Below are 26009 nucleotides of genomic sequence, written 5' to 3'. Positions count from 1 at the left end.
ATTATGGAATATAAAAAACCAAATATCTTACTCATTTACACCGGTGGTACCATTGGGATGATTAAAAATCCGTTAACGGGAAGTTTAGAGGCCTTTAATTTTGATCAAATTCTGAATAATATTCCAGAATTGAAAATATTAGACTGCGAAATTCAAACCATTTCATTTAATAATCCTATAGATTCATCTAATATGCACCCTGTTTATTGGGTTGAAATGGCTGAGGTTATTGAACAGAATTACCATGAATTTGACGGTTTTGTAATATTGCACGGCAGTGATACCATGAGTTATTCGGCTTCGGCATTAAGTTTTATGCTTGAAAATTTGCAAAAGCCCGTAATTTTTACCGGATCTCAATTGCCAATTGGTGATTTGCGCACCGATGCTAAAGAAAATTTGATTACCTCAATTCAAATGGCATCTTTGAGAGATGGCGACCAGCCTGTGATTACAGAAGTTGGATTATATTTTGAATACAAATTATACCGGGGAAACAGAACTACAAAAATTAATGCTGAACATTTTGAAGCCTTTGCCTCTTTAAACTATCCGGTATTGGCAGAATCTGGCGTTCATTTAAAAGTAAACAAAGATGTTTTGTTTAGACCTTTGGGTAAAGAATTAAAAGTTCATAAAAATTTCAATACCAATGTGGCCATAGTTAAACTTTTTCCGGGAATATCAGAGCATACGTTAAATTGTTTTATGGTAAATCCGCACATAAAAGGTATTATTTTAGAAACTTATGGTGCAGGAAACGCCACCACACAATCATGGTTTGTTGAACTACTGGAAAAATGTATTAAAAAGGGAATTTATATCATTAACGTCACTCAATGTTCAGGTGGCAGCGTTGCAATGGGGCAGTATGCCACCAGTGAAGTACTAAAGAAAATAGGTGTTATTTCGGGTTTTGATATAACAACCGAGGCAGCTGTGACGAAGTTGATGTATTTGTTAGGTCAAAATTGTTTGCCTAATGAGTTTAAAACCAATTTTGAAAGCTCTTTGCGTGGAGAAATGTCCTAAAATTAATGATAAAAGTTTGAGCCTTTAAATATTTTTTTGTTATTTCATCCCCTGTAATAAATTACAAGGTTTATTTAGAGAGGTGGCCGAGTGGTCGAAGGCGCACGCCTGGAAAGTGTGTATCCGCCTATCGGTGGATCGAGGGTTCGAATCCCTTCCTCTCTGCTGTAAATTTTTGTAGTAATTAAAACAATTACATTTATTTTTTTATCTTTAACACTTTAACTAATAAATTAAGATTTAGAACAATGAAAAGATTATTTTCTATCCTTGCTATTGCTGGTACAATGGCTTTTGGAACTGTAAATGCCACTACAAGTGCATCGTTATCTACCACTACTACAGTAACAACTGTAACTCAAGATTCATCGGTCGATGAAGAAAATCTAAGTTTCCACCAGGAGCTTAAAAAACGTTTTATTGAAGGTGGTGCCGGATTTATGGGCATTGTATTATTATGTTTAATTCTTGGATTAGCCATCGCTATTGAGAGAATTATCTTTTTAAATTTATCAACAACCAACTCAAAAAAATTAACTTCTAACGTAGAAGATGCTTTATCTTCAGGTGGTGTTGAAGCTGCCAAAGAAGTTTGTAGAAACACAAAAGGTCCTGTTGCTTCTATCTTTTATCAAGGTTTAGATAGAGCCGATGAAGATATTGACGCAGCTGAAAAAGCTGTTGTTGCTTACGGTGGAGTTCAAATGGGACAATTAGAAAAAAATGTTTCTTGGATTTCATTGTTTATTGCCTTGGCACCGATGCTTGGGTTCATGGGTACTGTAATTGGTATGATCCAGGCATTCGATAAAATTGAAGCAGCGGGAGATATGCAGCCATCATTAGTAGCCGGTGGTATTAAGGTAGCTCTTTTAACAACTGTATTTGGTCTTATTGTGGCTATCATTCTTCAAATATTTTACAACTATATCATTGCTAAAATAGATAGCATTGTAAATGATATGGAAGACGCTTCTATCAATTTGATGGATTTGTTAGTAAGATATAAGAAGTAATAACCTCGTTAAAAATAATATTATGAATATCGTAAAGATTATGAGAATTATAGTAGCCGTCGTTGGCGTTCTTGCTGCTATATTTCTTGTTCGAATTATAGGCGTAGGCGATGACGAAATTAAAGCCGGTCAAGACAGCGTAGTTCAACCGCTCATGTACATGGCTTATGTTGCACTCATTTTAACTATTGCAGCTGTATTGTTATTTACAGTTATCAACTTGGTTAAAAAGCCTGCGGTACTTAAGCAAACACTTATTAATGTAGGTTTGTTTGCTGTAGTAGTAGTTATTGGTTATGTTATGTCTAGTGGTACAGATTTAGATTTAAAACCTTTTGTAAGTAAAGGACTTGACGTTACCGAGAGCACATCTAAATACGTTGGTATGGGTTTAATCACCTTCTATATATTAACAGCTATTGCTATTTTGGCAATGATATATACCGGCGTTAAAAAACTATTTAATAATTAATTATGGCAAAGAGATCAGCACCGGAAGTTAATGCCGGCTCTATGGCAGATATCGCCTTTCTACTTTTGATTTTTTTCTTGGTAACAACCACCATCGAAAAAGATAAAGGTATATTAAGGAGTTTGCCGCCTATTGAGCCGCCAGATGAGGAAAATGTAGTAATTAAGCAAAAAAATTTATTTGTTGTGCTGCTTAACAGAAACGATCAACTTTTAGTTGAAGATGAGCTCATGCAATTAAAAGATTTGAGAAAAGCTACTATCGAGTTTTTAGATAATGGTGGCGATGTTGATGGCGAAGGAAATCCCTGTGACTACTGTCAGGGAAAAAGAGATCCAAGTTCTTCAGATCATCCGGACAAAGCCATTATATCTTTGCAGCATGACCGCGAAACTACTTATGGAAAATACATTGAAGTTCAAAACGAATTGGTTGCAGCCTATAATTTTTTAAGAAACAGAGAGGCCAAACGTTTATATGGTTCGTCGTATCCAGAAGTAGACGATGTGTATTTTGCCATGCTCGCAGAGAAAGAAAAGAACCAGTTTAAAAGAGACGAACAATTAGAAGAGCGCATTGCAAAAATTAAAACGATGTATCCTATGAAACTCTCTGAAGCTGAGCCTAAATAATAATTTTGAAAAATAACAATTATGTCAAAATTTAAAAACAAAAAGAAAGGCGATTTACCGGCTATTTCAACGGCATCGTTACCAGATATTGTGTTTATGTTACTATTTTTCTTTATGGTGGCAACGGTAATGAGAGATAATACCTTAATGGTTAAAAATGAATTGCCAAATGCCGATCAGGTAGAAAAGCTAAGTAAAGACAGAACCACCTTTATCTATGCAGGTAAACCAAGTGAAGGCTTTAAAAGTAAGTATGGTGAATTGCCAAGAATACAAATAAACGACGCTTTTGTGGGTATCGAATCTGTACAGTTGGCTGTAACTGAGGCCCGAAACGCATTGCGTGAAGAGCTGCAAGACAAGTTTGTAGTAGCACTTAAGGTAGATAAAGAAACTAATGCCGGGTTGGTGTCTGATATTAAACAGGAATTGAGAAAAATCAACGCTTTAAAACTAATGTACGTTACAACGGTTAGAAATCCTAACGAGTAAAAAATAGTTCTAAAAATATCTTAATTATTAAAAGCGTTATGAAATTGTCATGACGCTTTTTTTGTATCTTGTTTTCAGTTTGATTGACCTCTATTTAAGTCATCTGTTTGTTACACCCAATTCATGAAAAATATTCTTAACACAACTTACATCATATTATTTTCTTTACTTAGTTTTCAAAGTATTGTTGCGCAATTAGATGATGATTTTTATGAGCCTGACGAACTTTATCGGGAAGATCAATTCTATTTTGCCTTCACCTATAATTATTTGGCAAATCAACCTGCTAACGTACAACAAAGAGGCTTTCCTGCAGGCTTTCATATTGGATTTATAAGAGATATGCCCGTTAATAAAAGACGTAATTTGGCATTTGGTTTAGGCTTAGGCTTGTCATCAAATTCATATAATTCAAATATTTTAATAACAAGCAGTTCTGGAGATAATAACTTTCAATTTATTGATGGTTCTGAAATTACCTTTAATAATAATAAGTTCACTACTTACTTAGTAGAGATGCCATTTGAGTTGAGATGGCGCACATCAACAGCAGAATCTTATAAATTTTGGAGAATTCATACCGGATTTAAGATTGGTTATGTATTTTTAAACAGTAGCAAATACAAAGGAAATCTGGGGACAATTAAAAACACCAATATTGATAACTTTAATAATTTTCAATATGGATTAACCTTTAGCCTGGGTTATTCAACTTTCAACTTCCATGTGTATTACGGATTGAATAACATATTTAGCGATGCCTTTTTAGGCGTTGAACCAATAGAATTATACAGTATTAAAATAGGACTTATTACCTATATTTTATAGCCAATAATTAAGAAGAACCAACTGAGGCATAAAGCCTAAAAACGATCCAATTAACAGTTCTGATCCGTTATGTGCTTTTAAGTGTAATCGTGAGGTTGCAATGGCGCCTACTATTATTGTAGTAAGCATTATAGTTCCGTTAATATTTATTTTAAAGTGAACACCTATAGCTATGGCAAACATAAAAAATCCCGATGCAGCCATTGTATGTATGCTAGCTTTAATTTTTAAAAATGCTAATATTAAGCAGGCCAATGTTGAACATAATACACCAACAAAAAAATAATAAATCTCCAAAATTTCATAGCTTGGAAAAACTCTGAACAATACAACCAACACAATTAAACAATTTAAGATTAATGGTATAATGCGCTCTTTGGTTGTTTTTAAATATATGGAGTCAACCTTTCCTAAGGTTTTAAGCAGGTAGAATAACAGTAACGGTAAGATAACGGTTAAAATAAGCGTCGAAAACAGTTTGCCGTAAATTATTGGTTGCGGTATAAAACGTGGTGTTTTAGAGAAATAAAACATCACACCCAACAAGGGCATTATTAAAGGATGAAAAATAAACGATATGCTGCGTAGAAGAAAGTCGGTCATATTTTTTTTCTAAGCCGCGCCACCGGAAAATCCAACTGTTCCCTGTATTTGGCAACAGTTCTTCTAGCAATTGGGTAGCCCTTTTCTAACAAAATTTTCGCCAGTTTATCGTCGGTTAGAGGTTTGCGCTTTTCTTCTTCTAATATGACGGTTTCCAGAATTTTCTTAATTTCTTTGGTTGATACGTCTTCGCCTTGCTCGTTTTTCATCGATTCAGAGAAGAAGTCTTTTATCAATTTTGTTCCGTAGGGTGTGTCTACATATTTGCTATTGGCAACCCGCGAAACCGTTGAAACGTCCATTTCAATTTCATCGGCAATGTCTTTCAAAATCATTGGTTTTAGCTGCCGTTCGTCTCCGGTTAAAAAATAGTCTTTTTGGTAATGCATAATGGCACTCATGGTTACAAACAAGGTCTGCTGGCGTTGTTGAATGGCTTCAATAAACCATTTAGCCGAATCTAATTTTTGCTTGATAAACATCACGGCATCTTTTTGCGACTTTGACTTGCTAATAGATTCTTTGTAGGTTTTTAGCATATCGCTGTACTCTTTAGACACATGCAGTTCAGGTGCATTGCGTCCGTTGAGGGTTAATTCTAATTCGCCGTCTACAATTCTAATGGTAAAATCGGGTACAATGTGTTCTACTATTTTATTATTGCCTGCATAAGATCCGCCGGGTTTGGGGTTGAGACGTTCAATTTCTTCAATAGCATCTTTTAACTCGTCTTCGGTTATGTTGAATTTTTGTATGAGTTTTTTGTAGTGCTTTTTGCTGAATTGATCAAAGGCTTCGTCTATAATAGCAATGGCCAAATTGGTAGCTTTGGTTTTATCTTTTCTATGAAGTTGAATACTTAAACACTCTTGAAGATTCCTGGCGCCAACACCGGCAGGTTCCAGGTCGTGAACAATTTTAAGTACTTTTTCAACTTCTTCTTCTGTTGTAAAAATATTTTGTGTGAAGGCTAAATCGTCTGTTATTTCAGAAAGTTCACGTCTTATGTAGCCGCTGTCGTCAATGCTTCCTACCAAAAATTCGGCTATATCCTGCTCGTCATCGTCCAAAACAAAAGTATTTAATTGCGAAAGTAAATACTGTGTAAACGAAGTTCCCGCGGCATAAGGCATGTTTTTATCTTCGTCGTCTGAGCTGTAATTGTTAGCCTGAGTGCGATAATCAGGGATTTCGTCATCGCTAAGGTAATCATCTACATTAATGTCATCAGCCCCGATCGATTCGTTATCGTCGTAATCGTCGTTTGAGTTATCAAACTCATCGTAATTATCTTCGTATTCATCAACTTCTTTACCGCTTTCAAGAGCAGGATTTTCTTCCAACTCTTGTTTAATACGCTGCTCAAATGCCTGTGTGGGCAGCTGTATCAATTTCATTAATTGAATTTGCTGAGGCGAAAGCTTTTGCGATAATTTAAGTTGTAAATACTGTTTAAGCATTATTTTGTATTGGGTTTTCTAAAAATAAAAAAAACAATCTAAATTGTATGTCAATCAGATTGTTTTTTCAAAATCATTTTTACTTAATTTAAAATTCTGCATTCTGGGGCGTACGCGGATACGGAATTACATCGCGTATATTGGTCATACCGGTTACAAACATTACCAAACGTTCAAATCCTAAACCAAAACCCGAGTGCACGGCCGTGCCGTATTTTCTCAAATCTAAGTACCACCATAGTTCTTCTTCAGGGATATTTAAAGCGGCCATTTTTTCTTTTAAAACTTCTAAACGTTCTTCACGCTGTGAGCCACCCACAATTTCGCCAATTCCCGGGAATAAGATGTCCATGGCCCTAACGGTTTTTCCATCTTCGTTCAAACGCATATAGAACGCTTTGATATTAGCCGGATAATCAAATAGTATTACGGGACATTTAAAGTGTTTTTCAACTAAAAAACGCTCGTGTTCGCTTTGTAAATCGGCACCCCAATCGTTAATTACGTATTTAAACTGCTTTTTCTTGTTAGGTTTAGAATCGCGTAAAATATCAATAGCTTCGGTATAGGTGACGCGTTTAAAGTTATTATCAATTACAAATTTAAGTTTTTCAATAAGCGATAGTTCGCTGCGCTCTTCTTGTGGTTTTGTTTTTTCTTCCTCTAATAAGCGTTGCTCTAAGAACTGTAAATCTTCGGCATTATGCTCTAGTATGTATTTGAGTACGTATTTCATAAAGTCTTCGGCCAAATCCATATTGCCTGCAAGGTCCATAAAGGCCACTTCGGGCTCAATCATCCAAAATTCGGCTAAGTGGCGCGACGTATTAGAATTTTCGGCTCTGAATGTAGGGCCAAAGGTGTAAACTTTACCAAGAGACATGGCGTAAGTTTCGGCTTCTAACTGACCGGAAACGGTAAGATTGGTTTCTTTTCCGAAGAAATCTTCTTTAAAATCAACCTTACCTTCATCATTTAATGGCGGATTTTTAGCGTCCAGAACGCTCACTCTAAACATTTCGCCGGCACCTTCAGCGTCGCTGCCGGTTATGATTGGTGTATGCATATGGTAAAAGCCATTCTCGTTGAAATATTTGTGAATGGCAAAAGATAGCGTTGAGCGTAAACGCATAACAGCACTAAAAGTATTGGTACGGGTTCTTAAATGTGCATTTTCACGAAGAAATTCAAACGAGTGTTTTTTGGGTTGAATGGGATAAGTTTCAGGGTCTGAATCTCCTAAGATATTTAAGAAAGACACTTGAATTTCTACGCGCTGACCTTTACCCTGACTTTCAACCAACGCACCTTTTATATGAACCGCAGCACCTGTGGTAATGCGCTTTAGTAAAGCTTCGTCAAACTGCTCAAAATCTATCACACACTGAATGTTGTTAAGCGTAGATCCATCATTCAAGGCTAAAAACCTATTCGCTCTAAAGGTTCTTACCCAACCTTTAACTTCTACATCTTGTAATTTGGCGTTTTCAGCTAATAATGCAGCAACTGTGCTCTTTATCATGGTTTAAAATTTTTGCAAAGATAGTTTTATTTGATATGATTTAATAGCGTTCTTCGTTTTCCTCATCGGGAATGATATTGATGGCCGGTTCTTTTAATACTTCCTTGTTGGCTATACTTCTTTCAAGTGAAAGTAACAGCGATGGTAACAACAGTAAATTGGATAGCATGGCAAACAATAGTGTGGCCGATACCAATCCACCTAAGGCAACGGTACCTCCAAAACTTGAAATTGTAAATACCGAAAAACCAAAAAACAGAACAATGGACGTGTAAAACATACTCACACCTGTTTCACGCAAGGCAGCATAAACCGATTTGCGGATTTTCCAGTGATTCACCATTAATTCCTGACGGTACTTAGCTAAAAAGTGAATGGTGTCATCTACCGAAATACCAAAAGCAATGCTAAACACCAATATGGTTGATGGTTTTATTGGTACGCCAATAAAGCCCATGAGTCCGGCAGTAATAATTAACGGCAGTAAGTTTGGAATAAGCGAAATAACAATCATTCTAAGAGACCTAAACATGTAAGCCATAAACAAGGCAATTAGAAAAATGGCTAAGGATAAAGAAATCACAAGGTTTGTAACCAAATATTTGGTACCTTTTTGAAATACATGCGCTTTACCGGTAATGGTGATACTGTATTGCTCGGCGGGAAAAATTTTAGCTATCTCACTTTTTAATTCTTCTTCAATACGTTCCATACGGTCTGTTGGCGTATCTTTCATAAAGGTGGTAATACGCGCGTATTGGCCGGTAGAGTCTACAAAGCTCTTAAGTAAATCTACTTCTGAAGTTGAATTACGAGCATACGACAAAATAAAATTATTTTCTTGCGACGTTGGAAGCTGATAGTATTTTGGGTTACCATTGTAGTAGGCTTGTTTTGAATATTTAACCAAACTTACTACCGATAGCGGTCTTGACAGCTCGGGAATGTCGTTGATCACTTGTTCTAACTGGTCAATTCGCTTTAGTGTGCTCAACTTCATCACACCTTTTTTGCGCTTGGTATCTACCATAATCTCAAGTGGCATAATGCCGTCAAACTCCTTTTCAAAAAACCTAATATCTTCAAAAAATTGGGTGTCTTGCGGCATGTCTTCAATAATACTACCCGAAATTTTAATTTGATAAATACCAATAATACTTCCTGCTAAAAGCACTACCGATATGGCGTAAATGGTAACGCGATGTTCTTTAACCATGCGTTCCATCCAGTCTACAAAACCGCCAATCCATCGTTTATTTAAATGCTCTAAATGCCGGTCTTTAGGAAAGGGCAAAAAGGTGTAAATAATAGGAATAATGAGCAAACACAAGATAAAAATAGATAAGATACTCAACGATGCCACCAAACCAAATTCTTTAAGTAATTTACTTTGTGTAAGCATGAAGGTTGCAAATCCCGAAGCAGTGGTAACATTGGTCATCAGGGTTGCGTTGCCTACTTTGGTAATCACCCGTTGCAGCGATTTCACCTTATTGCCGTGTAAATTAACTTCGCGTTGATACTTGTTGATGAGAAAGATACAGTTTGGTATACCAATAACAATAATTAATGGCGGAATAAGCGCTGTTAAAACAGTGATTTCATAATTGAGCAATCCCAAAATACCAAAAGTCCACATCACACCAATACAAACCACGACGAGCGATATAAACGTAGCTCTTACCGAACGGAAGAACATAAAGAAAATCAAGGAGGTTACAAGCAATGCTGCTCCTATAAAAGCGCCTATTTCTTCAATAATTAATTGAGAGTTCAACGTGCGAATGTAAGGCATGCCCGAAACCTTTACATCTAGTTGGGTTTTGGCTTTAAAATTGTCAATTTTGGTTTGTAAAGTATTTAAAATAAAATCTTTACGCTTTGAGGTATTTACAATATCTTTTTTAAGATAAATAGCTGTTCTAAGGGTTTGGCTTTTGGCGTTAAACAAAAACTTATCGTAAAACGGAAAGTCGTTAAACAAGCTTTGTTGTAAAGCATCGGCTTGGTCTTGAGATTGAATACTGTCTTTTATAAAAGGTTGTAAACTAAATTTTTCAAGGCTTGTATTTTTGGTAAGCAACTGTAAATCTTTAACCGATACTACCAGATCAACCTCGGGGTAAGCCTTAAAGTCATCTGCCAAACGATTCCAAGCGTTGAGTTTTTCTACCGTAAATAAGGTGCTATCTTGAACGCCTAATATAATGAGGTTACCTTCTTCTCCAAAGATTTCAAGAAAATTATTGTAAATAAGGTTAACAGGATGCTCATCTGGCAAAAGATTGGCTTCGGTATTGGAAAAGCGCATGTTTTTCCACTGGCTGCTAAAAAATAGGGTTGCCAGTAAAATAAGTGTTAATATAACAATCTTATTTCGTAAAATAATCCTGGCAACGGCCTCCCAAAATCCTGTGGTAAAAAGTTTAAGCATCCGCGATTTTTAGCGGGGCAAAGTTAGGAAAATCCCTGATGTAATCTGATTAAAATAATGTTATTTTAAAGCTTTTAGATAGAAAGATTAAAAGTGAATTTAAATGAGAAGTTATCTTCAAATTCAGGTAGGTGATAGGCGCCGTATCTGTAGGCAAAACTCAATCCAAAGCCGAAGATTAGTTTATTAATTTCAAAACCCGATTCGTTAAATATCTGGTTTAAGGTATTGAATTCAAGGCCTTGATGCCTTTCAATATTATTCATGTTGCCAATAGCATGGCGAGAAATTAGTACCAACTGTGGTTTAAACCTTTGACCAATTTGAAAGCGTTTTAAAAAATGTTTGGTTTGCAAGGTTACAAATCGGTCACTAAAGAACTCATTAAAATACATAGTCTCAAAGCTGTTAAGGCCTGCTACGGTAAATCGTTGCATAATGGTAGCTTTGTTGATTTGATTGGGATAGGCATGATATAAATGGGTGAGTGGCACGTCGCCCAAAGCCAAACCGGCCACCATTAAAAAACTGGTTAAAGATTCATTTTTGTGTGCGTATTCGTAGTTGGTTTTAAAATCAATTTTGCCAAAGTTGAAATCGCTGTTAAATACATCTTGTAGACCTTTTGTAAATTGAAATGTGAATTTAGGGAAAGCGTTTTCAACCTCAATAATTTTATTATCGACATTTTCGAATTTGCTAAACGGACTCCATTGAGCGCCAATGGTGGCGGTTGCAATATCAAATCGATTGAAGTTGCCGTTATCTGTAACGAAGGTATAGTTGTAGGTAGGAGAAATACGGCTTGTAGAGACTTCAGTTTCTGTTAATAGGGTTTGTAGCAGTTGATGTTCTATCGAAACAGATTTAGTTATATGCTTATGAAACAAACTAATATTAACCAACCGCGGTTCAAAAAATGAGAAAAATCGGCTATCGGTTAAAAATGCCGAACTACCGGTTTCTTGTAAATCGTTAATATAATCTACATTAATCCAGGTGTTTTTGGCTTCGCTTAATCTAAAACCACCGCCAATTCCGTATTTTGAAGTTTTATCTCTAAAACCGTAGGCAAAATAGCCGTTGAGTCTAAAAACTTCAGAAAAATTGCGGTTGGTTCTGCCGCCTATACCATTTCTTAAACCTTCGTATTGATTAAATTTAACCAGATATTTTAAATCGAAATCAAAATATTTGGTTGAAAAAAAACCATTTCCTAACTTTTTAAAAAACTCGGCTTTAGATATTGAATCTTTTTCTTTTTCTTCAATTTGAGCATTAACACTTGAGCCAAAACAGATGCAACAAACAACAAGGATAAAGCCTAAGCGCATTAGCTATAATTGAATTAAGAGTATTAAAAAAGCGACGCTGGGGTCGCTTAAGTTTTTAAACGGTCATGATTTCTTTCTCTTTCACGGCGAGAATATCGTCAATTAGTTTAACGTATTTATCGGTTAATTCTTGTACGTCTACCTCGGCATTGGCTTTTAAATCTTCAGAAACGTCTAATTTTTTAATGTCAGTGTTAGCGTCTTTTCTGGCGGCCCGAACACCAATTTTAGCTTCTTCAGATTCGGCTTTTGCTTGTTTTGCCAATTCTCGTCTGCGTTCTTCGGTTAATGGTGGTACGTTAATAATTATAGATTCGCCATTGTTCATTGGGTTAAAGCCAAGGTTGGCCATCATAATGCTGCGCTCAATTTCGTGAAGCATTGATTTTTCCCAGGGTTGAACCGTAATTGTACGACCGTCTGGTGTGTTGACGTTGGCCACCTGATTAAGTGGTGTTAATGAGCCGTAATATTCTACCATAACACTGCCCAGCATTGCCGGACTGGCTTTACCTGCTCTAATGTTAACGAAAGCTTTTTCGAGATGCTTAATAGCAGCCTCCATAGATTCTTTGGTGCTGTCTAAAATAAATTCAATATCTTCATCCATGGTTTAAAATTTTATGAGTCTTATCAATTAGTAAGCCAAATTAAATTTAAAGATTTACTCTGGTCCCTATATTTTCGCCTGCAACTACCTTATATAAATTATCTTTTTTATTCATGTCAAAAACAATGATGGGTAATTCATTTTCCTGGCTTAGGGTAAATGCTGTGGTATCCATTACTTTCAATCCCTTTTTCAACACATCTTCAAAAGTAATAAAGTCGAATTTGGTGGCATTTACGTCTTTTTCAGGATCTGAAGTATAAATACCGTCAACTCTGGTGCCTTTTAAAATTACATCGGCATTTATTTCGATAGCGCGCAAAACCGCAGCCGAATCTGTTGTAAAGTATGGATTGCCCGTGCCACCACCAAAAATAACTACGCGGCCTTTTTCCAGGTGTCTTATGGCGCGTCTGCGAATAAATGGTTCTGCAACTTCATTGATTTGTATGGCCGACTGTAATCTGGTTTGTATGCCGGCGTCTTCGCAAGCACCTTGTAGTGCCAAACCGTTAATAACGGTAGCTAGCATACCCATATGATCGCCTTGAACTCTATCCATTCCTTTGCTGGCTCCGGCAACACCTCTAAAAATGTTACCACCACCAATTACAATGGCTACCTGAACACCTTTGTCTACTATTCGTTTGATTTCGTTGGCGTATTCGGCCAAGCGCTGTGGGTCAATTCCGTATTGGCGATTGCCCATAAGTGCTTCTCCAGATAGTTTTAATAGAATTCTTTTATACTTCACAATATGCTTTTTTGAAAGTTTAGCAAAACTACACAATTATTGTAAGGTTTAAAACAGAAAAAAATGGATTGTGTTTTTTTTGAATGTCGTGACATATGTGATTTAATATATACGGAATATTTAGACGTCAAATCCCGGACGTAAAAACTGATTGACATTAGGAAATTCTTTGAGAATGTCTTTTCTAATTGTTTCCAGCAGCACCAAGATATCTATTATATGATCTTCTATTTCAGGGAAATGTTTGTGTAAGATTCCCCACGCGTCCATTGATTTTTCAATACCTATTAAGGCAACTTTTGCTGAGCCGTTGGCGTCGTTTTGAATTGGATCTTCATAACTTAAATCTACATCTCCATGGCGAAGGGCGCGTATAAGTTTTACATGGATTTGGGCATGGAACCAGTTGATAACCTCAACGGCTTCGTAGGTGTTTTCGTAATCGCGAATGATTTGGGTGTCATTAATACCTAGGTTATAGGTGTTTTCAAAGGTTTCCTTGTATCTTTTCAACAATCTTTCGTTTTGGTCAAACCAAAGGCGTACTTTTTTTAAATAAATTTCGCTGTTTTTAGAAATGGGATGGTTTTTGGCGTAGTTTTCTAATACCTCTTCTTCGGTTTGAATAGCTTCTAAATCTATGGCTTCCTCTTCAAACTCTGTATCTTCCATGATGTCCTCCATCATGTCCATCACTATTTGGAAATTTTCAGAAACAATTTCTGCAAAGTCATTATCAGGGATTCCTTTTTCTGCTCTTTTTCTGGCGCGTTCTTCGTCTATTTGAAAAACACTGCACTTAGCGGTGAATTTGCATCTTTCACACCATCTGTCGCAATAGTTGTGAATGCCAATAATGAAGTTACCTTCATTATTTTTAAAAAACTCGTCAAATTCTTCTCTTGTCATTTTTGAAAAATTTGATTTAAAAATAAAAAAAAGCCATCACAAATGCGATGGCTTTTTAATTTATTTGAAATTAACTTCTTAACCTAAAGCTACACGAGTAAATCCGGTTACTTTAACATCACCTAATGATTTTACATAAGTAGCAACGTTGATTTTACTGTCTTTAATAAAATCTTGATTTACTAGGGTATTGTCTTTGAAGAAACGGTTTAATTTACCTTTTGCAATGTTGTCAAGCATGGCTTCTGGTTTGCCTTCTTGGCGTAATAAATCTTTGGCAATTTCTATTTCCTTTTCGATAACGGCAGCATCAACTGATGCTTCATCTAAGGCAATAGGATTCATGGCAGCTGCTTGCATAGCCACATCTTTAGCAACAGTTTCGGCACCTTCTACATTGGCAGATAAACCTACCATAGTAGCAATTTTATTGCCTGCGTGAATATATGAACCTACAAAAGGCGCTTCTATTTTTTCAAAAGCAGTAAGGTCAATTTTTTCGCCTATAACACCGGTTTGTTCAATCAATTTTTCGGCTACGGTAATGTTACCAATCTGAGAAGCCAATAATTCTTCTTTTGTAGAACAATTTAAAGCCATCTCAGCTAACTGATTGGCCAAGTTAACAAAGCTTTCGTTTTTACCAACAAAGTCTGTTTCGCAACCTAGTACTATAGAGGCACCAACGGTTTTTGAGTCGTTTACTTTTGCGATGGCAGCACCTTCGGTAGACTCGCGGTCTGCACGATTAGCGGCAACTTTTTGTCCTTTTTTACGTAATAATTCTATGGCTTTTTCAAAATCGCCTTCAGCTTCAACTAAGGCTTTTTTACAGTCCATCATACCTGCGCCGGTTGTTTGTCTTAATTTATTAACTTCGGCTGCTGTTATTTTTGTCATAACTTTTTAGAGTTTATGGTTTTGTTTATTCTTCTTCTTGATCTGCTACAACTTTCTTTTTAGATGTTGTTTTTACTTTTGGTTCATCACCCTCGGTTTTCTCAGATTTTCTTTCGGTTAACCCTTCGGTTACAGCACCTGTAACAACACTTAATATTTTTTCGATTGATTTTGATGCGTCGTCGTTAGAAGGAATTACATAGTCTACTTCTCTTGGATCTGAGTTGGTGTCAACCATTGCAAAGATTGGAATGTTAAGTTTTTGCGCTTCGGCAATGGCAATGTGCTCGCGCACGATGTCAACCACAAATAAAGCACCGGGTAAACGCGTCATATCTGCAATAGACCCTAAGTTTTTCTCAAGCTTAGCTCTTAAACGGTCTACTTGTAAACGCTCTTTTTTAGAAAGTGTGTTGTAAGAACCATCTTTTTTCATTCTGTCTATAGAAGACATTTTCTTTACAGCTTTTCTGATGGTTACAAAGTTGGTAAGCATACCACCCGGCCATCTTTCTGTAATGTATGGCATTTTGGCTGCACCTGCTTTTTCAGCAACTACATCTTTAGCTTGTTTTTTAGTAGCAACAAATAAAATTTTTCTACCTGAGGCCGCGATTTTTTTCATGGCTTCGGCAGCTTCGTCTAATTTGGCAGCTGTTTTGTAAAGGTTGATAATGTGGATACCGTTGCGCTCCATGTAGATGTAAGGCGCCATGTTAGGGTTCCATTTTCTGGTAAGGTGACCAAAATGTACACCTGCTTCAAGTAAATCTTTTACTTCTGTTTTTTCCATTTTTGATAATAGTTTACGTTCTGTTGAATTAGCAATAATTAAGTGGTCACTTATTTTTTAAGGTATGCCTTAATTATTTAGATGCTAAACTAAATCTTCACGATTTTGCGTGATAGACAACAAGTACTGGTTAAATAATAAATTGTTTGCTGTTTACAGCGGTTAAACAAATCAACATCCTGTTTGTGCAGGATGTTGATAAAAGTTTTGAGATTAACGCTTAGAGAACTGGTATTTTTTACGGGCTTTTTTCTGACCGAATTTTTTACGTTCTACCATTCTTGGATCTCTGGTTAATAAACCTTCAGGCTTTAATATACTTCTGTTTTCAGCATCTACCTCACACATAGCACGAGATAAAGCCAAACGTATAGCTTCAGCCTGGCCGGTTGCGCCACCTCCATATACGTTTACAGTAATATCAAAGTTGCCTTCATTGTTAGTCATGGTTAAAGGTTGGTTTACTTTGTACTGCAAAGGCGCAGTAGGAAAATAAGCCGCCATGTCTTTTTTGTTAATTGTAATGTTACCTTTTCCTGAGGCAACATAAACACGAGCAACAGCCGTCTTTCTACGGCCAATTTTGTGAATTACTTCCATTAATTGAATTCGTTTAAATTAATTGTTTTTGGTTTTTGAGCATCATGTTTGTGCTCGGTACCTGCAACAACAGTTAAGTTGCGGAATAAGTCTGCGCCTAATTTGTTTTTGGGCAGCATTCCTTTTACAGATTTTTCTACTAAACGTGTTGGATCTTTATCAAACATTTCGTTAGCAGATAAACTTCTTTGACCACCCGGATAGCCCGTGTAACGAATGTAAGTTTTGTCGTTCCACTTGTTACCTGTAAGGTTGATTTTTTCAGCATTAACAACAATTACATTGTCTCCGCAATCAACATGTGGTGTGAAGTTAGGCTTGTGTTTGCCTCTTAAAAGTTTTGCAACTTTAGAAGCCAAACGCCCTAAGTTTTGTCCATCAGCATCTACCAAAACCCACTCCTTGTTAACGGTAGCTTTGTTAGCTGATACTGTTTTGTAGCTTAATGTATCCACACTTATTGATTTTATTACCCGTAACCCGTACGGGATGATTAAACATTTCTCTCCAAAAAAGAGTTTGCAAATTTACGATTATTAATTTGATACGCAAAGCTTGCTGTTTATTTTTTTGTAGCAAGTATTGAAATGATTAAAAAATATTGAAAATCAGTTGTTTTTGGCAGCGCGCGTGAGTCGGTCGTTTATAGATTTTCCCATGCCATAATCAGGAAATTGCTCTGCAATGATGAGGTCTAAATTCATTTGGTCTAACTCGTGCATGATTTTGTATAAATTTGACGCAGCTTCTTCTAAATTTCCCGAAGGCGATAATGCTATTTGAAAGGTGATTTCACGGATTTCAAAGTGCTTTGAGAATGATATTAAACCAATGCGTTTACCTCTATTATTTTTAACAGCTTCAATAATGTTATCGGTAAGAATGGTTTTGGTTTGCGGAGCGTAGTGTCTTTCTAACATTCCCGGCGCATCGGGCGCAATTTCTTTCTTGTTTTTGATACTAACCTTACCAATCACTTTTTCAATAGCTTCAACCGAGGTAGAGCCAAGTCTGTAAACAACGGCTTTGTCGCCTTCAAAGCCAACAATGGTCGATTCTATACCTTGTTTGCAAGGGCCGCCATCTAAAATCATTTTGATGTTATTTTTAAAATAGGTTTCTACATGCTGCGCTGTGGTTGGACTTATTGTGGTAAACGGATTGGCGCTTGGTGCCGCCAACGGAAATGGCAATTTGCTTAAAAGTTCTAATGTAACAGGATGATTTGGTATGCGCACAGCTACGGTATTCTTTCCGGCAGTAATTAAATCGGGGATGGTTTCTTTTTTAGGAAGCACCATGGTTAGAGGTCCGGGCCAAAACGTTTCTGCCAATAATTTTGCTTTTTCAGGAATGTAGCTTACAATTTCAGGAAGTTGATTAACGCTTGAAATATGTACAATTAACGGATTAAAAAACGGGCGCTGTTTGGTTTCAAAAATAGCCTTAATGGCCTTTTCTGAAAATATATTACCGGCCAACCCGTATACCGTTTCGGTTGGTATGGCTACTATTTCTTCGGCTAATAAAAGTGAAACGGCTTTATTGATGTTTGTTGAGATAATGCTCATTTATTTTTCAAAAGATTAAAATTAATGCGCTTCCAACCAATTATTACCTTCACCCAAGTCAACCAACAACGGAACGCTCAACTTAAAAGCATTTTCCATTTCGGTTTTAACCATAGTTTTTAGTTTATCTAACTCTGGTTTGTAGGCATCAAAAACCAATTCGTCATGCACTTGCAAAAGCATTTTACTTTGATAGTTGTCTTTATTCAGTTTTTCAAAGATATTAATCATGGCAATTTTAATAATATCTGCCGCACTGCCTTGAATAGGAGCGTTAACAGCATTGCGCTCGGCCGCACCTCTAACTACCTGGTTTCTTGAATTGATATCGTTTAAATAGCGTCTTCTTCCTAAAACAGTTTGAACATAACCATTGTCGCGGGCAAAATCGATTTGTTTGCTGATATATGCTTTTAACTTGGGATAGGTTTCGTAGTAAGTATCTATTAAATCTTTGGCTTCGCTGCGGCTTAAATCGGTTTGGTTGCTGAGGCCAAAGGCCGAAACGCCATAGATAATTCCAAAATTAACTGTTTTGGCGTTGCTGCGTTGTTCTCTGGTGACTTCCTCAATAGGAACGTTGAATACTTTTGAAGCGGTTGAGGCGTGAATATCTTCACCGTTTTTAAAGGCTTCAATCATGTTGTCTTCTGCACTTAACGCCGCAATAATGCGCAATTCAATTTGCGAATAATCTGCCGCAAGTAATACGTAATCTTCATTTCTCGGCACAAATGCCTTTCTAACTTGGCGACCGCGTTCGGTTCTAATCGGGATGTTTTGTAAGTTAGGATTGTTACTGCTTAACCTGCCTGTTGCTGCCACCGTTTGCATATAATCTGTATGAACACGACCTGTTGAAGGTTCTACCTGATTAGGCAAGGCATCCACATAAGTACTTTTAAGTTTTGAAAGCCCACGATAGTCTAAAATGTGTTGAACAATGGGGTGGTCTTTTGCTAGGTACGACAGAATTTCTTCTCCCGTAGCGTACTGACCGGTTTTGGTTTTTTTGGGCTTATCAACTAACTTTAATTTATCAAATAAAATATCGCCTAACTGTTTGGGCGAGGCAATATTGAAAGTTTCACCGGCTGCTTCGTAAATACTTTTTTCAAGTGAAGCAATATCTGTGTTGAGTTGCTCAGACAGGGAGTTTAAAAAGTTAACGTCTAAATTGATGCCTTCTAACTCCATGGCCGCCAATACGCGCAATAATGGTATTTCAATCTCATCAAACAGTTTTTGTGTATTGGCTTCACCTAATTCTTTTTCGAAGTGTTCTTTTAGTTGAAGTGTGATGTCGGCGTCTTCAACGGCGTATTCAGTTTGTTGTTCTAATGGAACATCGCGCATTGAGGACTGATTTTTTCCCTTCTTACCGATTAGCTCCGTAATGGAAACAGGTGTGTAATTCAAATAGGTTTCAGCCAATACGTCCATGTTATGTCGCATATCAGGATTGATAAGGTAATGCGCCAACATAGTATCGAAGAGTTTACCTTTAACTTCAATTTGGTATTTAGCAAGTACTTTAATATCGTATTTAAGATTCTGACCTACTTTTTCGATAGATTCATTTTCAAAGAAAGGTCTTAATTGTTCTAAAAGTTGTTTGGCTTTTTCGAATACCTCCGGAAAAGGTAAATAATAGCCCTTCCCAATTTCCCATGAAAAGGCAATGCCAACCAGTTGCGCTTCTAACGGATTCAGGCCAGTAGTTTCGGTATCAAAGCAAACCGATGTTTGTTTTAATAAGGTTTTTATAAAAATAGAAGTGGCCATGCCTGCTTCTACAGTTTGATAAAAATGCGGTACTGATTTGATATCTTTTCTGCTCGTTGATGCTATGGCCGCCGATTCTCCATCGGCATCGAACAATGAAAATTGGCCTGCGCCTGCTGTTCCCTTTTGTCCTTCTAACATTTTCCCCGAAGGAGAAATATTTTCGGATCCACTATTCGTATGATCTGTATTTGAAGTTTCTAGAGCGAAGGTTTTTAAAAAATTAGTGAGAAGCTGTCTAAATTCCAACTCCTGAAATATTTCGGTTACTTTATCAGTGTCTGGATGATTGAGTTCAAAGTCTTCGGCATTAAAAGTAACAGGCACATCTAACATAATAGTAGCCAATTGTTTTGAGAGTACTCCCAACTCTTTATTGGCTTCAATGTTTTCTTTCATTTTACCCTTAAGCTCATGTGTATTGGCCAGAAGGTTTTCCATACTGCCGTATTCTTTGATAAACTTCTTAGCAGTTTTTTCGCCAACACCCGGTAATCCGGGAATGTTATCGCTGCTGTCGCCCATCATTCCCAAGAAATCAATTACCTGTAACGGATGGTCAACTTCAAATTTTTGTTTCACTTCTTCAATACCCCAGGTTTCATAACCGCCTCCAAACGATTTAGGTCTGTACATAAAGATGTTTTCGGTGACTAGTTGAGCAAAATCTTTATCAGGCGTTACCATAAAAGTTTTGTAGCCTTCCTTTTCGGCTTGGCGCGATAAGGTACCAATAACGTCATCGGCCTCGTAACCTTCTTTAACCATAATTGGTATGTGCATGGCTTGTAAAATATCGCAGATATAAGGGATGGCTGTTCTAATGGCTTCCGGAGTTTCGTCGCGGTTGGCTTTATAGGCTTCAAACATTTCAACACGATCAACACTGCCGCCTTTGTCAAAACAAACGGCCAAATGGTCTGGTCTTTCACGCTTAATAACATCTAAAAGTGAGTTCATGAACCCCATGATGGCTGAGGTATCCAATCCTTTAGAGTTAATTCTCGGGTTTTTTATGAAAGCGTAATAACCTCTAAAAATCAAGGCGTAGGCATCTACAAGAAATAAGCGTTTTTGGTCTGACATGCGTAATATTTATTGAGTCTATAAAACTACAAAAAGTTGAGGGTTTAATTGAAAAGCAATTTGTAATTTTCCGCTTTTAAAAATTACCTATGCAAACAATCTCAATCGCCATACACGGCGGTGCCGGAACTTTGGTAAAAGGATTAATGACGCCCGAATTGGAAGCACAATACCAGTTGGCCTTAAAAATAGCCAGAGATGAGGGATATTCAACTTTGGCCAATGGTGGAAGCGCTTTAGATGCTGTTGAATTAGCAGTAAAACTATTAGAAGACACACCATTATTCAATGCCGGAAAGGGAAGTGTGTTTACCAACGAAGGTACTCACGAAATGGATGCAGCCATCATGGATGGCCAATCGTTGAAAGCCGGTGCAGTGAGTTTAATTACCGGCCTTAAAAACCCTGTGAAGTTGGCAAGAGACGTCATGGAAAAGAGTTACCACGTATTTTTGGCGGGAGAAGGTGCCATGCAGTTTGCTAGAATTAACGGACACGAATTTTTAAGTCCGGAGTATTTTTATGATGAGGTGCGCTATCAGCAGTGGCAAGGTATTAAAGACAGTGAAGGCTTTCAATTAGATCACAGTGTTAAGAAAGATGGTAAATTCGGTACAGTTGGTGCCGTGGCATGCGACCAATACGGAAACGTTGCAGCGGCCACTTCAACAGGCGGTATGACCAATAAAAAATTTGGGAGAGTAGGTGATAGCCCGATGATTGGTGCCGGCACCTATGCCAATAACAACACCTGCGCAGTGAGTTGTACGGGAAGTGGTGAATTTTTTATTCGCGGTGTTGTGGCTTATGATGTGTCTTGTTTAATGGAATATAAAGGTTTGTCGCTTCAAGAAGCTTCAAACGAAGTTATTATGAAGCGGATACTTTCCATTGGTGGCGATGGCGGATTGATAGCAGTAGATGCCAAAGGTACTATCGCTATGCCATTTAATACTGAAGGGATGTATCGGGCTTGTAAGTCTTCTGCGGGAATAGAGGAAATTGGGATTTACAAATAGCTGTTTTAAATAAACGGCGCCTCAAGCGGCAACACTTTTACCTGTCGTTCTTTAATATTATACTGATCACCATTAGACAGCACATGCACAGTTAGATTGGTCATGGTCATCGGCGTGCCATCTTCCAGAATCTTTTCATTGTTGTGAGCCAACGTGCTGCCGTCAAAAATAATCACCATACCCGAGCCAATAACGGTACATTCGTTGGCGTTTTTAATGATAAGTCCGGTATCTTCAGCCAGGCCAATACCTAATAAATTGGGGAATTTAGCAACAGCTTCGGCGGTACGTCCAAAACGTCCGCGTCTTATAAAATGGGTGTCAATCACAACTTCGGGTAACAGGCCTAAACCTTTTCGCATAATGGTAGCGCCTTTGGTAAAACCATCTTTTGGGTTGCCACCGGCAATCATCTCAAAAGACATGGCCATAGCGCCGGCGCTGGTTCCAGAAATCACGAAATTTGACTCTTTTATAAATCGTTCCACCATGATGTCATGAATGGTTGAGTTCTCAATAAATTTGATGATTCTGGATTGATCACCACCGGAAAACATCACACAGTTGGCTTTTTTTATTAAGGCAATAGCTTCTGGAGTTTCACTGTCTTCACGAGATCTGATGTCTAAAATGTGTACATTTTTACATCCTAAAGTTGAAAAGGCTTGTATGTAGTTTTCACCAACCTCTACCGGAATGCTACTGGCAGTTGGTATCACCACTACACAGGCATCTTTTCCGCCCGCAGCTTTTAAAACATGGGCAAGTATGCCTTCTTCAATAAATTCTAAAGTGTAAATTTCGTGTTTTTCTATGCCTTTGTCTTCGTTGCCGCCTATGGGAATCAGAATACCTTTTGGGTTACGGATGCTCATTTTTAATTGTCAATATTTTATGCCGCAAAATTAAGCTTAATTAATTAAAATTTATTTTATATTTAACTCCAATCAACCTTTCAATTCCAAAACTTATGAGAATAAGAGAAATCAACGCCATGCGCGGCCCCAATTATTGGTCTATTAGAAGACATAAACTTATTGTTATGGTGTTGGATTTGGAAGAGATGGAAGAGCGTCCTTCTAATACCATTCCAGGATTTAAAGAACGTTTGGCAGCCATGTTTCCTTCAATGTATGAGCATCGATGTTCTGTTGGAACACCCGGCGGATTTTTTCAACGGGTTGATGAAGGAACCTGGATGGGCCATATTATTGAGCACATCGCTTTAGAAATACAAACCCTTGCAGGAATGGATGTTGGCTTTGGTCGTACGCGTGGATATGGCGAAAAAGGGGTTTATAACGTTGTGTTTGCCTATATGGAAGAGTCTGTTGGCAGATATGCCGCTAAAGTAGCTGTTAGAATTTGTGAGGCTTTAATCAACGACGAGCCTTACGATTTATCAGAAGATATTCAAACCATGAGAGAATTGCGTGAAGCCGATCGTTTGGGTCCAAGTACCGGTTCTATTATTGAAGAAGCCGAAGCGCGCGGTATTCCATGGATAAGGTTAAATAAATATTCGCTGTGTCAGCTGGGTTACGGTGCCAATCAAAAACGCATTCAAGCCACCGTTACCAGCGAAACCAGTAGCATTGGGGTTGAACTGGCCTGTAATAAGGAAGACACAAAATATTTATTGGAACAAGCCGAAGTTGAAGTACCGCGCGGCGATATCATCAGAAGAGAAAGCAGCTTGGCTGAAACTTGTAAGCATGTAGGTTTTCCGTTGGTGATAAAACCCGTAGATGGCAATCACGGTCGCGGTATCACAGTTAATATTCAAAATTACGACGATGCTTTGGTGGCTTTCAGAAATGCCAAAGAGAGTTCGCGAAGTGGAACCATCATCGTTGAAAAATTTGTGACCGGAGAAGATTACAGGTTATTAGTCATCAACAATAAACTGGTGGCGGCCGCCAAACGAACTCCCGCACATGTTATTGGAAATGGTATTTTATCGGTGCAACAACTTATTAACGAGGTTAATAAAGACCCAAGACGCGGTTATGGTCACGAAAATGTACTCACGCAAATTACGGTGAATGAACTCACTAAAACCATCATAAAAGATGCCGGATACACTCTTGATAGCATTTTACCAAAAGGCGAAAGACTTATTTTAAAAGATACCGCCAACTTAAGTACAGGAGGCACAGCGGAAGATGTAACCGATATTTTGCATCCTGCCAATATCTCAATGGCCGAACGGATTTCAAAAATTATCGATCTCGACATTTGTGGTATTGATGTGATGACCACCGATATCACCAAACCATTATCTGAAACAGGGGGTGCTGTTCTTGAGGTCAATGCAGGACCCGGATTTAGAATGCACTTAGCACCAACCTCCGGATTACCAAGAAATGTAGCGGCTCCGGTAATTGATAAATTGTTCCCAAAAGGAAATACCGGACGTATTCCCATTATCGCCATTACCGGTACTAATGGAAAAACTACTACCACCAGACTTATAGCGCACATCGTAAAAATGAATGGCTACAGAGTTGGTTACACCACTAGCGACGGTGTGTACATTCAAAACCGATTATTAATGAAAGGCGATTGCACCGGACCGGCAAGTACCGAATTTGTGCTGAAAGACCCAACTGTAAATTTTGCCGTGTTGGAATGTGCTCGTGGTGGATTGTTAAGAGCCGGACTTGGATTTAAAAAATGCGATGTTGGTATTGTAACCAATGTGGCGGCAGACCACCTGGGCTTAAAAGGCATCCATACCATCGAACAATTGGCCAAGGTAAAAGGTGTGATTCCTGAAACCGTACTACCCAGCGGCTACGCTATCTTAAATGCCGACGACGATTTGGTTTATGAAATGCGCCGAACCGTCAATTGCAATGTCGCACTGTTTTCTATGGATGAAAATAACCCAAGAATCAAGGCTATGCAGCGGCTTAATGGTATTACCGCCATTTATGAAAACGGCTATGTTACTATTTGTCGTGGCGAGTGGAAAATGCGTGTGATGAAAGCAGAGCAAATTCCACTAACCTTTGGAGGTAAAGCCACTTTTATGATTCAAAATGTGCTGCCGGCTATTTTAGCGGCGCATGTGCAAGGTATTTCCATAGAAGATATCAAAGCCGGATTAGACACTTTTATCCCGTCGGCTTCTCAAACCCCTGGAAGACTTAATTTATTTGAGTTTAAAAACTTTAGTATTCTTTTAGATTACGCCCATAACGCGGCGGGTATGTATGCCTTAAAGAATTTTACCGACACCTTTGAGTGTACGCACAAAGTAGGCATTATAGCAGGCGTAGGCGATAGACGTGAAGAAGATACCAATGCCATTGGTGCCATAGCTGCTGAAATGTTTGATGAAATTATTATTAGGCAGGACAAAAACTTGAGAGGCAGATCTGAAGCCGAACTTATCAAAATGTTAGACGATGGCATCAAATCCAAAATGCCGGGTAAACAAACTACCATCATCCCTTCAGAAAAGGAAGCTATTATTCACGCTGTAAAGAATGCCAAAAACGGATCGCTTATAGTGTTGTGCAGCGATGTGATTCCTGATGCGCTGGATTTGGTGAAGTCTTTAAAAGAAAAAGAAATGCGTGGCGAAAGTTTGGTTTAGCCAAGTGGTTTGATGATTTGGGAGCTACCCTCCCCAAGTTTACTTGGGGAGAGTCGGGCTATACGCTGCAATCTTTTTCTCGTACCTCAAAAAAGGATTTTCGCTGCTATCCCTAGCGCGAATAATAATTTGTAAAGATTAATGAAGTTTGTTTAAGTAAACCGAGATTAGCAAAGCTTAACTTCCTTAGTTTTGATTTGAAGGCTCTTTCTGTAGGCTTTAATACTGATGATGTCGTTGCTCTTTTTTTGATTCAATTCAATTAACTGCAATTTTAATTGATTGTTCAATTTGGTTTCTTTTACAGATGGGCTTTCAATAGTAGTTTTAGAAACTTCTTCCTTGGCAACTTGTTCGATAGCGTCATTCGTAGTAACAGTACTTTGCGCAAACCCTAAGGCCGGCATTAAAATTAAAACTGCTATTATTAATAAATTTTTCATTTGTTTAACGCTTTCGTTTAAATACACTGCAAATAAAAGGCGGTAGTTAGGTTCAACTTGAATATTTTAGACCAATGCGCCTATAATTAGATGAAATGAACCCCAAAACA

General features: G+C 37.7%; 24 protein-coding genes and 1 tRNA gene. 9 read left to right on the top strand and 16 right to left on the bottom strand.

The annotated features are described in order from the left end of the window. Nucleotides 1–3: 3 nt before the first annotated feature. From FJ651_RS03010 to FJ651_RS02980, 7 genes are all read left to right on the top strand, one after another. A complete protein-coding gene (locus FJ651_RS03010) occupies nt 4–1032 on the top strand; it encodes an asparaginase (RefSeq protein ID WP_140988913.1) in 1029 nt (342 codons plus the stop codon). Between the two features lie 76 nt (nt 1033–1108). Then, nucleotides 1109–1197: transfer RNA gene (locus FJ651_RS03005), tRNA-Ser, on the top strand. 83 nt (nt 1198–1280) lie between these two features. Continuing rightward, the gene (locus tag FJ651_RS03000; protein WP_140988912.1) at nt 1281–2048 is read left to right on the top strand and encodes a MotA/TolQ/ExbB proton channel family protein; all 768 of its coding nucleotides are present in this window, start codon (nt 1281–1283) and stop codon (nt 2046–2048) included. Between the two features lie 22 nt (nt 2049–2070). Next, nucleotides 2071–2520: a hypothetical protein gene (locus tag FJ651_RS02995; RefSeq protein ID WP_140988911.1), complete on the top strand. Its 450-nt coding sequence runs from the start codon at nt 2071–2073 to the stop codon at nt 2518–2520. Between the two features lie 2 nt (nt 2521–2522). Continuing rightward, nucleotides 2523–3152, top strand: a complete 630-nt coding sequence (locus FJ651_RS02990; RefSeq protein WP_140988910.1) for an ExbD/TolR family protein — start codon at nt 2523–2525, stop codon at nt 3150–3152. Nucleotides 3153–3173: 21 nt separating this feature from the next. Then, a complete protein-coding gene (locus FJ651_RS02985) occupies nt 3174–3644 on the top strand; it encodes an ExbD/TolR family protein (RefSeq protein WP_140988909.1) in 471 nt (156 codons plus the stop codon). Between the two features lie 123 nt (nt 3645–3767). Beyond that, entirely contained in the window at nt 3768–4472 is a 705-nt protein-coding gene (locus FJ651_RS02980) for a porin family protein (protein ID WP_140988908.1), read from the top strand. Here FJ651_RS02980 and FJ651_RS02975 read toward each other — a convergent pair. The 14 genes from FJ651_RS02975 to polA all read right to left on the bottom strand — a co-directional run bounded on the left by FJ651_RS02975 (nt 4467) and on the right by polA (nt 20833). After that, nucleotides 4467–5075, bottom strand: a complete 609-nt coding sequence (locus tag FJ651_RS02975) for a hypothetical protein (protein ID WP_140988907.1) — start codon at nt 5073–5075, stop codon at nt 4467–4469. The genes FJ651_RS02980 and FJ651_RS02975 overlap by 6 nt on opposite strands. Beyond that, nucleotides 5072–6535: an RNA polymerase factor sigma-54 gene (rpoN, locus tag FJ651_RS02970; RefSeq protein ID WP_140988906.1), complete on the bottom strand. Its 1464-nt coding sequence runs from the start codon at nt 6533–6535 to the stop codon at nt 5072–5074. The genes FJ651_RS02975 and rpoN overlap by 4 nt, the downstream gene beginning before the upstream one ends. Before the next feature lie 88 nt (nt 6536–6623). Next, the gene (gene asnS, locus FJ651_RS02965) at nt 6624–8057 is read right to left on the bottom strand and encodes an asparagine--tRNA ligase (RefSeq protein ID WP_140988905.1); all 1434 of its coding nucleotides are present in this window, start codon (nt 8055–8057) and stop codon (nt 6624–6626) included. Nucleotides 8058–8097: 40 nt separating this feature from the next. Then, nucleotides 8098–10491 carry an efflux RND transporter permease subunit gene (locus FJ651_RS02960; protein WP_140988904.1) on the bottom strand — a complete coding sequence of 798 codons (2394 nt, stop codon included), beginning with the start codon at nt 10489–10491 and terminating at the stop codon, nt 8098–8100. A 74-nt stretch (nt 10492–10565) separates the two neighbouring features. Continuing rightward, nucleotides 10566–11825 carry a DUF5686 family protein gene (locus FJ651_RS02955; protein WP_140988903.1) on the bottom strand — a complete coding sequence of 420 codons (1260 nt, stop codon included), beginning with the start codon at nt 11823–11825 and terminating at the stop codon, nt 10566–10568. A gap of 55 nt (nt 11826–11880) precedes the next feature. Next, the gene (gene frr / locus FJ651_RS02950; protein ID WP_140988902.1) at nt 11881–12435 is read right to left on the bottom strand and encodes a ribosome recycling factor; all 555 of its coding nucleotides are present in this window, start codon (nt 12433–12435) and stop codon (nt 11881–11883) included. 46 nt (nt 12436–12481) lie between these two features. Continuing rightward, entirely contained in the window at nt 12482–13189 is a 708-nt protein-coding gene (gene pyrH / locus FJ651_RS02945) for a UMP kinase (RefSeq protein ID WP_140988901.1), read from the bottom strand. A 120-nt stretch (nt 13190–13309) separates the two neighbouring features. Continuing rightward, on the bottom strand, nt 13310–14098 hold the full coding sequence (locus tag FJ651_RS02940; RefSeq protein ID WP_140988900.1) for a hypothetical protein: 789 nt from the start codon (nt 14096–14098) through the stop codon (nt 13310–13312). Nucleotides 14099–14176: 78 nt separating this feature from the next. After that, a complete protein-coding gene (gene tsf / locus FJ651_RS02935) occupies nt 14177–14998 on the bottom strand; it encodes a translation elongation factor Ts (protein ID WP_140988899.1) in 822 nt (273 codons plus the stop codon). Nucleotides 14999–15023: 25 nt separating this feature from the next. Continuing rightward, nucleotides 15024–15791: a 30S ribosomal protein S2 gene (gene rpsB / locus FJ651_RS02930; protein ID WP_140988898.1), complete on the bottom strand. Its 768-nt coding sequence runs from the start codon at nt 15789–15791 to the stop codon at nt 15024–15026. 213 nt (nt 15792–16004) lie between these two features. After that, nucleotides 16005–16391, bottom strand: coding sequence for a 30S ribosomal protein S9 (gene rpsI, locus FJ651_RS02925; protein WP_140988897.1), 387 nt, complete (start codon nt 16389–16391; stop codon nt 16005–16007). Further along, entirely contained in the window at nt 16391–16846 is a 456-nt protein-coding gene (rplM, locus tag FJ651_RS02920; RefSeq protein WP_140988896.1) for a 50S ribosomal protein L13, read from the bottom strand. Before rplM ends, rpsI begins: the two co-directional genes overlap by 1 nt. Nucleotides 16847–16999: 153 nt before the next feature. Further along, a complete protein-coding gene (locus FJ651_RS02915) occupies nt 17000–17962 on the bottom strand; it encodes an L-threonylcarbamoyladenylate synthase (protein WP_140988895.1) in 963 nt (320 codons plus the stop codon). A 21-nt stretch (nt 17963–17983) separates the two neighbouring features. After that, complete coding sequence (polA, locus tag FJ651_RS02910; protein WP_140988894.1) at nt 17984–20833, bottom strand: DNA polymerase I; 2850 nt, start codon at nt 20831–20833, stop codon at nt 17984–17986. 89 nt (nt 20834–20922) lie between these two features. Here polA and FJ651_RS02905 point away from each other — a divergent pair, with 89 nt between their 5' ends. Further along, nucleotides 20923–21852 carry an isoaspartyl peptidase/L-asparaginase family protein gene (locus FJ651_RS02905; protein ID WP_140988893.1) on the top strand — a complete coding sequence of 310 codons (930 nt, stop codon included), beginning with the start codon at nt 20923–20925 and terminating at the stop codon, nt 21850–21852. A 5-nt stretch (nt 21853–21857) separates the two neighbouring features. On the opposite strand, the gene FJ651_RS02900 is transcribed toward FJ651_RS02905, so the two are convergent. Beyond that, entirely contained in the window at nt 21858–22727 is an 870-nt protein-coding gene (locus tag FJ651_RS02900; RefSeq protein ID WP_140988892.1) for a cyanophycinase, read from the bottom strand. A gap of 95 nt (nt 22728–22822) precedes the next feature. Between FJ651_RS02900 and cphA the strand changes: the two genes are divergently transcribed. Further along, on the top strand, nt 22823–25456 hold the full coding sequence (cphA, locus tag FJ651_RS02895) for a cyanophycin synthetase (protein ID WP_140988891.1): 2634 nt from the start codon (nt 22823–22825) through the stop codon (nt 25454–25456). A 167-nt stretch (nt 25457–25623) separates the two neighbouring features. Here cphA and FJ651_RS02890 read toward each other — a convergent pair whose 3' ends face one another. Continuing rightward, the gene (locus tag FJ651_RS02890; RefSeq protein ID WP_140988890.1) at nt 25624–25899 is read right to left on the bottom strand and encodes a hypothetical protein; all 276 of its coding nucleotides are present in this window, start codon (nt 25897–25899) and stop codon (nt 25624–25626) included. Between the last annotated feature and the right edge of the window lie 110 nt (nt 25900–26009).

This window comes from Paucihalobacter ruber, assembly GCF_006494535.1.
GTDB lineage: Bacteria > Bacteroidota > Bacteroidia > Flavobacteriales > Flavobacteriaceae > Paucihalobacter > Paucihalobacter ruber.
Note: the sequence above shows the minus strand (reverse complement) of the source record. Positions and strands in the feature narration are given on the sequence as shown.

Coding starts and splice junctions, on each gene's coding strand:
- FJ651_RS03010 (WP_140988913.1), top strand. CDS start 4: ATGGAATATAAAAAACCAAATATCTTACTCATTTACACCGGTGGTACC.
- FJ651_RS03000 (WP_140988912.1), top strand. CDS start 1,281: ATGAAAAGATTATTTTCTATCCTTGCTATTGCTGGTACAATGGCTTTT.
- FJ651_RS02995 (WP_140988911.1), top strand. CDS start 2,071: ATGAATATCGTAAAGATTATGAGAATTATAGTAGCCGTCGTTGGCGTT.
- FJ651_RS02990 (WP_140988910.1), top strand. CDS start 2,523: ATGGCAAAGAGATCAGCACCGGAAGTTAATGCCGGCTCTATGGCAGAT.
- FJ651_RS02985 (WP_140988909.1), top strand. CDS start 3,174: ATGTCAAAATTTAAAAACAAAAAGAAAGGCGATTTACCGGCTATTTCA.
- FJ651_RS02980 (WP_140988908.1), top strand. CDS start 3,768: ATGAAAAATATTCTTAACACAACTTACATCATATTATTTTCTTTACTT.
- FJ651_RS02975 (WP_140988907.1), bottom strand. CDS start 5,075: ATGACCGACTTTCTTCTACGCAGCATATCGTTTATTTTTCATCCTTTA.
- rpoN (WP_140988906.1), bottom strand. CDS start 6,535: ATGCTTAAACAGTATTTACAACTTAAATTATCGCAAAAGCTTTCGCCT.
- asnS (WP_140988905.1), bottom strand. CDS start 8,057: ATGATAAAGAGCACAGTTGCTGCATTATTAGCTGAAAACGCCAAATTA.
- FJ651_RS02960 (WP_140988904.1), bottom strand. CDS start 10,491: ATGCTTAAACTTTTTACCACAGGATTTTGGGAGGCCGTTGCCAGGATT.
- FJ651_RS02955 (WP_140988903.1), bottom strand. CDS start 11,825: ATGCGCTTAGGCTTTATCCTTGTTGTTTGTTGCATCTGTTTTGGCTCA.
- frr (WP_140988902.1), bottom strand. CDS start 12,435: ATGGATGAAGATATTGAATTTATTTTAGACAGCACCAAAGAATCTATG.
- FJ651_RS02940 (WP_140988900.1), bottom strand. CDS start 14,098: ATGACAAGAGAAGAATTTGACGAGTTTTTTAAAAATAATGAAGGTAAC.
- tsf (WP_140988899.1), bottom strand. CDS start 14,998: ATGACAAAAATAACAGCAGCCGAAGTTAATAAATTAAGACAAACAACC.
- rpsB (WP_140988898.1), bottom strand. CDS start 15,791: ATGGAAAAAACAGAAGTAAAAGATTTACTTGAAGCAGGTGTACATTTT.
- rpsI (WP_140988897.1), bottom strand. CDS start 16,391: ATGGAAGTAATTCACAAAATTGGCCGTAGAAAGACGGCTGTTGCTCGT.
- FJ651_RS02915 (WP_140988895.1), bottom strand. CDS start 17,962: ATGAGCATTATCTCAACAAACATCAATAAAGCCGTTTCACTTTTATTA.
- polA (WP_140988894.1), bottom strand. CDS start 20,833: ATGTCAGACCAAAAACGCTTATTTCTTGTAGATGCCTACGCCTTGATT.
- FJ651_RS02905 (WP_140988893.1), top strand. CDS start 20,923: ATGCAAACAATCTCAATCGCCATACACGGCGGTGCCGGAACTTTGGTA.
- FJ651_RS02900 (WP_140988892.1), bottom strand. CDS start 22,727: ATGAGCATCCGTAACCCAAAAGGTATTCTGATTCCCATAGGCGGCAAC.
- cphA (WP_140988891.1), top strand. CDS start 22,823: ATGAGAATAAGAGAAATCAACGCCATGCGCGGCCCCAATTATTGGTCT.
- FJ651_RS02890 (WP_140988890.1), bottom strand. CDS start 25,899: ATGAAAAATTTATTAATAATAGCAGTTTTAATTTTAATGCCGGCCTTA.